Here is a 4,746-nt window from a genome sequence, read left to right as displayed (position 1 = left end):
CGAGAGCCGCTTCCGCACGCCGAAGGTGCTTGAAGAGCACGGGATCAAGCGGGCCATCAACGTCATCATCCGTGGCGAGAGCGAGCCCTTCGGCGTGCTCGAGGTGGACAGCCCGACGGAAGGACAGTTCACCGAAGCCGACGTCGCTTTCCTGCAGGGATTTGCCAACCTGCTCGGCGGCGCCATCGACCGGCAGCGCGCGGAAGAGGCACTGCAGCAGAGCGAAGCGCGGTTGCAGCAGGCATTGGCGCAACAGGAGGTGCTCACACGCGAGATCAGCCACCGGGTCAAGAACAGCCTCTCTATCGTGGCAAGCCTGCTGAGCATGCAGGGCAACAAGGCGGCCGATCCCGGGCTGCGCGAGGCTCTTGTCGATGCGCGGACGCGCGTGTTGACCATTGCGAAAGTGCATGATCGGCTGTGGCGCAAGGATGAGGTGCAGACCCTCAATCTGGCCGAGTTCCTAGAGGAGTTGTGCGAGCAGTTCCGCGCATCGATCGGGCTGGGCCACACGCTCACCTGTGAGGCTGTGCCGGTCATGCTGGCAACGGATCATGCCGTGCCCTTGGGGCTTATCGCCAACGAGTTGGTCACGAACGCCTTCAAGTATGCCTACCCTGGCGGGGCCGGCGAGGTGCGGCTCTCCGTGACGCAGGTTGAGACGGGGCATCTTCGGCTTGAAGTGTGCGACAGAGGCGTAGGTCTGCCGCCGGGCTTCGACCCGGCAAAGTCCAAGAGCCTCGGCATGACGGTAATTGCCGGCCTCGGCCGCCAGCTCGGCGCGCAACCGCAATGGCAGGATGCGCAGCCTGGCACGCGGTTCGTGCTGGAGTTCCCGCATCAAGAGGGCGCGTCTCAAACTTTTTGAGTTCTGGACAAGCAGTAGAAGCGACCGGGTTCCGTAACGCCCAATCGGCGAACGGCGCCGCGCCCCTGCCAAGGTCCGACAGAGCAAGCCCTATCGGAACACGGCGGAGCCTCTGCCTGCGTTCAGCCGACGGGGTTCAACGTGGCGGCTAGCCAGAGGGAGAGCGTCTGTGCTGAAAGGCAGCATGCCTGTCATTGCAGCCAATGAGACCGCACGGCTTTCAGCCCTGCACCGTCTGCAGGTGCTCGACACCCCGCCTGAACCAGCCTTCGACCGCATCGTCGAGATCGCGCGAAGTGTCTTCGACGTGCCTATCGCCCTGATCTCGCTCATCGACAGCGAGCGGCAGTGGTTCAAGGCCAAGTGCGGCCTTGCCGTGAGTGAGACGCACCGCGACCTTGCCTTCTGCAGCTACACCATCCTGCACGACACCGTACTCGTGGTCCCGGACGCGACACGCGATCCGGCCTTTGCCAAGAACCCGCTCGTGACCGGCGAGCCGCACATCCGGTTCTACGCGGGCGCTCCGTTGATCACGGAGCCGGGCATTCGGCTCGGCTCATTGTGCATCATCGACAGGCGCCCGCGCCGCTTCGACGAGAGCGATGCGCGCACGCTGGCCGGGTTGGCTCAGGTGACGGTCGGCGAGCTGTGGCTGAACGATCTTCTGCAAGGCAACGCGCCTCATCAGCATGTGCAGCAGGGCGGGCTTCCCGCGGCAAGCTTAGACTTGAGTGAGAAGCCAATCCTGAACGGTGCTCAGGTTCGTGCCGCTCGTGGGCTACTCAACTGGTCAATTGGCGAACTCGCGCTCGCTTCGGGTGTGTCACCCAACACGATCAAGCGGCTCGAAGGAGACGATGGCCTGAGCGTGCGAGGATCAACAATCGATGCGGTCAGGAGAGCTTTGCTGAAGAAGGGCGTGTATTGCATTGGCCACACCTCGACGACCGCTGGAGTCCGCCTGAGCCTGATTAATTTAGATTAATAGCGTGGAATGCAGGACAGTAACCCAGGTTAACATGTTCAAGCGCTCAACCGTAACGCCTGATTAGGAGATTTCTGGCCATTCTGTCCAACGGCATCCCGGGGGACTGGCGCACTGCGCCCGGACCAGGAGCGGGCGGGGTGTTCCACGACAGCCGCTCCAGGGACGCTTCAAGATGATCTTCTCCAGCCGCGACACGTCGGCCAAGCTTGAGGCGCTCGACCGCTCACAAGCGCTCATCGAGTTCAGGCTCGATGGCACCATCCTGACCGCCAACTCGAACTTCCTCGACACGGTTGGCTACGGCTTGGACGAGATCCAGGGCAAGCACCACAGCTTGTTCGTGGAGCCGAACTATCGCGAGAGCGAGGCATACCGCGCCTTCTGGGCTGATCTTGGACGCGGTGAGTACCGCTCCGCCGAGTACCGGCGCCTTGGCAAAGGCGGTCGCGAGATCTGGCTGCAGGCGACCTACAATCCCATCCTCGGACGGAACGGTCAGCCCGTGAAGGTGGTCAAGTTCGCCACCGACATCACCGAGCAGGTGATGCGCATGGCCGACTACGAAGGGCAGATCCAGGCGCTTCACCGCTCGCAGGCCGTCATCGAGTTCGCGCTCGATGGCACCATTGTCACGGCAAACCCGAATTTCCTCGGCGTGATGGGCTACCGCCTCGACGAGGTGCAGGGCCGCCATCACAGCTTGTTCGTCGAGCCCGAGTACCGCATCAGCGCCGAGTACAAGGACTTCTGGGCCAGCCTCGGCCGGGGTGAGTACCAAGCCGGCGAGTACAAGCGGCTGGCCAAAGGCGACCGCGAGGTCTTCATCCAGGCGTCCTACAACCCGATCTTCGACCGCGACGGCCGGCTGCTGAAGGTGGTGAAGTTCGCCGCCGACGTCACGGCTCAGGTGCTCGACCGCCGTCGACGCGCCGAGTTGCAGAAGGGTATCGCCCTCGACCTGAACGCCATCGCGGACGCGGCATCCGGTGCCTCGCAGCAGGCTGGCCGGGCCGCCCAGGCTTCGACGCGGGTATCTTCCGACATCCAGATGGTCGCCTCAGGGGCCGAGGAGCTGGCCGCGTCAGTCGCCGAGATCAGCCAGCAAGTCACGCATGCTGCCGAGATCTCGGGGCAGACCGTTCAGCAGGCTCAGCAGGCCGGCGCCATCATCGCGGGCCTGAGCGAGGCCGCTTCGAAGATTGGCGAGGTCGTTAGCCTGATCCAGGGCATTGCCTCGCAGACGAACCTGCTGGCGCTGAACGCCACCATCGAGGCGGCGCGGGCTGGCGAGGCCGGCAAAGGTTTTGCGGTTGTGGCGAGCGAGGTGAAAGCGCTGGCGGCCCAGACCTCAAGGGCAACCGAGCAGATCGGCGCGCAGATCTCGGCAACCCAGGGGGCCACCCAAGAGGCTGTCGGCGCCATCGGCTCGATCAAGGCCACGATCATGGCGCTGAACGAGGTGGCCGGCGCGATCTCGGCCGCCGTCGAGGAGCAGTCAGCGGTGACCCGCGAGATGTCGGCGAGCATGCAGACGGCTTCACGCGGCGTCGGCGAGATCACGGGCAGCCTCGGCGAGATCGCCCGCTCAACAGAACGGGTCGATGAGGCAACGCAGAAGGTGCGTGTTGCCTCGCAGGCAGGTGCGTGAGGCAACCATGGCGGAGCTCCACGTCCTCGATGCGCATCGCGGCGCGGCCCATGTAGCTCGTCTGACGATGGATCTCGCCAAGCTGACCGGCGATGAGGCCGAGTTGGGCCCACACGGGCCTCTCCTGCGCAGCGGGGCCACTCACCTCCGCAAGCAGGCCGTCCTTCTGCACTACCTGCTGGTGCACCTGCGCTTGGAGATGGACGCGCTTGCGGCAAACGCCCGGATCGCTCAGTCCGAGAAGCAGGGCATGCTGGGCGCCGCTCAGCGGATGAGCGTGATCGTCGAGGGGCTGATCAGGAGCATCGATAGGCTGCCAGCCTGATGAGCCATCCCCTCACCCGGAAGCTGGAACACGGCGCTGTCTTGTCCGAGGTCGAGCGTTCCGCCCTGGAGGCGCTGATGCTCAACCGCCGCAGTGTTCCCGCCCGACGCGACATCGCGGTCTACGACAACACGGATCGCGTGTACCTCGTGATGAGGGGCATCGCCCGGCGCTACAAAGCCCTCCTGCAGGGTGGGCGCCGGATCAGTCGGCGAGCGGTCAGAGGCCGTCTGAACGAGGCTGGCTGTCCCCGGCTGCGGCGTCGGCGTGCCGATCTGGGCGTCCAAGGGGTGAACGCTATCTTCGCGATATGGCCGAGAAACTGACGGTCAGCAGCCTCCTTGCGCGCGGCAAGATCAGCAATGTGGATGTTGCCGCGGCAGTGGACGCCTACCTGTCCGATCCCGATACGAAGGCCTATTGCTTGGGCGACCAGTTCTCGCTGGACTTGTCCACCGCCGTCGCCGCTCACCCCTTCACGGCGAAGACCCTGAAACAGGCTAAAGCCGGTGTCTCCGCGCGCCGCGCCGCCGTCCGCACTGCCATCATGCTGGCGCGACCCGACAAGCGATGAACCCGATAGCCGTGCCTTGGCGGCCCTCGACGCCTGCTGCGCCCGGAACCGTGTCGGGGCCCAGCCTGAGCATCCATAACGCCCAACCTGCGAATGGGCCGGGATCGCTCGGCACTTTGATTTCCAGACACACAAACCTAACAGATTGAAGTGCCTGGGAAACCGTCGTTTTCCTGTCATGGCATTTTGCGCCGTTTGGAACGTTCCACTAGGGCAAGCCCTATTGGAACGCCGCGGCCTCCTAGTACTACTGTGTCACAAGAATGGGGTGTATGAGGGGTGATCCGATCTCGTGCAGGAGCGCGGCATGGATGCCCTGAACTCTTCGTTGGCCGACCAG

At 64.3% G+C, this 4,746-nt stretch carries 6 protein-coding genes; all 6 read left to right on the top strand.

Going from position 1 to position 4,746, the window contains the following annotated elements; all coding sequences use genetic code 11:
- Positions 1-868: sensor histidine kinase (locus tag WDW90_RS35060; protein ID WP_336492351.1), on the top strand; the 868-nt coding region annotated here is incomplete at its 5' end.
- Between the two features lie 169 nt (positions 869-1,037).
- Positions 1,038-1,856: a GAF domain-containing protein gene (locus WDW90_RS35055; protein ID WP_336492350.1), complete on the top strand. Its 819-nt coding sequence runs from the start codon at positions 1,038-1,040 to the stop codon at positions 1,854-1,856.
- Positions 1,857-2,031: 175 nt separating this feature from the next.
- Positions 2,032-3,507 carry a methyl-accepting chemotaxis protein gene (locus tag WDW90_RS35050; protein ID WP_336492349.1) on the top strand — a complete coding sequence of 492 codons (1,476 nt, stop codon included), beginning with the start codon at positions 2,032-2,034 and terminating at the stop codon, positions 3,505-3,507.
- 7 nt (positions 3,508-3,514) lie between these two features.
- Positions 3,515-3,832: a hypothetical protein gene (locus tag WDW90_RS35045; RefSeq protein WP_336492347.1), complete on the top strand. Its 318-nt coding sequence runs from the start codon at positions 3,515-3,517 to the stop codon at positions 3,830-3,832.
- Positions 3,832-4,158 (top strand): hypothetical protein, encoded by a 327-nt coding sequence (locus WDW90_RS35040; RefSeq protein WP_336492346.1) that lies wholly within the window; start codon positions 3,832-3,834, stop codon positions 4,156-4,158. The genes WDW90_RS35045 and WDW90_RS35040 overlap by 1 nt, the downstream gene beginning before the upstream one ends.
- Positions 4,143-4,406, top strand: a complete 264-nt coding sequence (locus tag WDW90_RS35035; protein WP_336492344.1) for a hypothetical protein — start codon at positions 4,143-4,145, stop codon at positions 4,404-4,406. The genes WDW90_RS35040 and WDW90_RS35035 overlap by 16 nt, the downstream gene beginning before the upstream one ends.
- The last annotated feature ends 340 nt before the right edge of the window (positions 4,407-4,746 follow it).

The organism is Methylobacterium nigriterrae (genome assembly GCF_037106235.1).
Taxonomy (GTDB): Bacteria; Pseudomonadota; Alphaproteobacteria; order Rhizobiales; family Beijerinckiaceae; genus Methylobacterium; species Methylobacterium nigriterrae.
Note: the sequence above shows the minus strand (reverse complement) of the source record. Positions and strands in the feature narration are given on the sequence as shown.

What these genes read in the sequence shown, in the direction of transcription:
- WDW90_RS35050 (WP_336492349.1), top strand. Translation starts at nt 2,032, where the DNA reads ATGATCTTCTCCAGCCGCGACACGTCGGCCAAGCTTGAGGCGCTCGAC.
- WDW90_RS35040 (WP_336492346.1), top strand. Translation starts at nt 3,832, where the DNA reads ATGAGCCATCCCCTCACCCGGAAGCTGGAACACGGCGCTGTCTTGTCC.
- WDW90_RS35045 (WP_336492347.1), top strand. Translation starts at nt 3,515, where the DNA reads ATGGCGGAGCTCCACGTCCTCGATGCGCATCGCGGCGCGGCCCATGTA.
- WDW90_RS35035 (WP_336492344.1), top strand. Translation starts at nt 4,143, where the DNA reads ATGGCCGAGAAACTGACGGTCAGCAGCCTCCTTGCGCGCGGCAAGATC.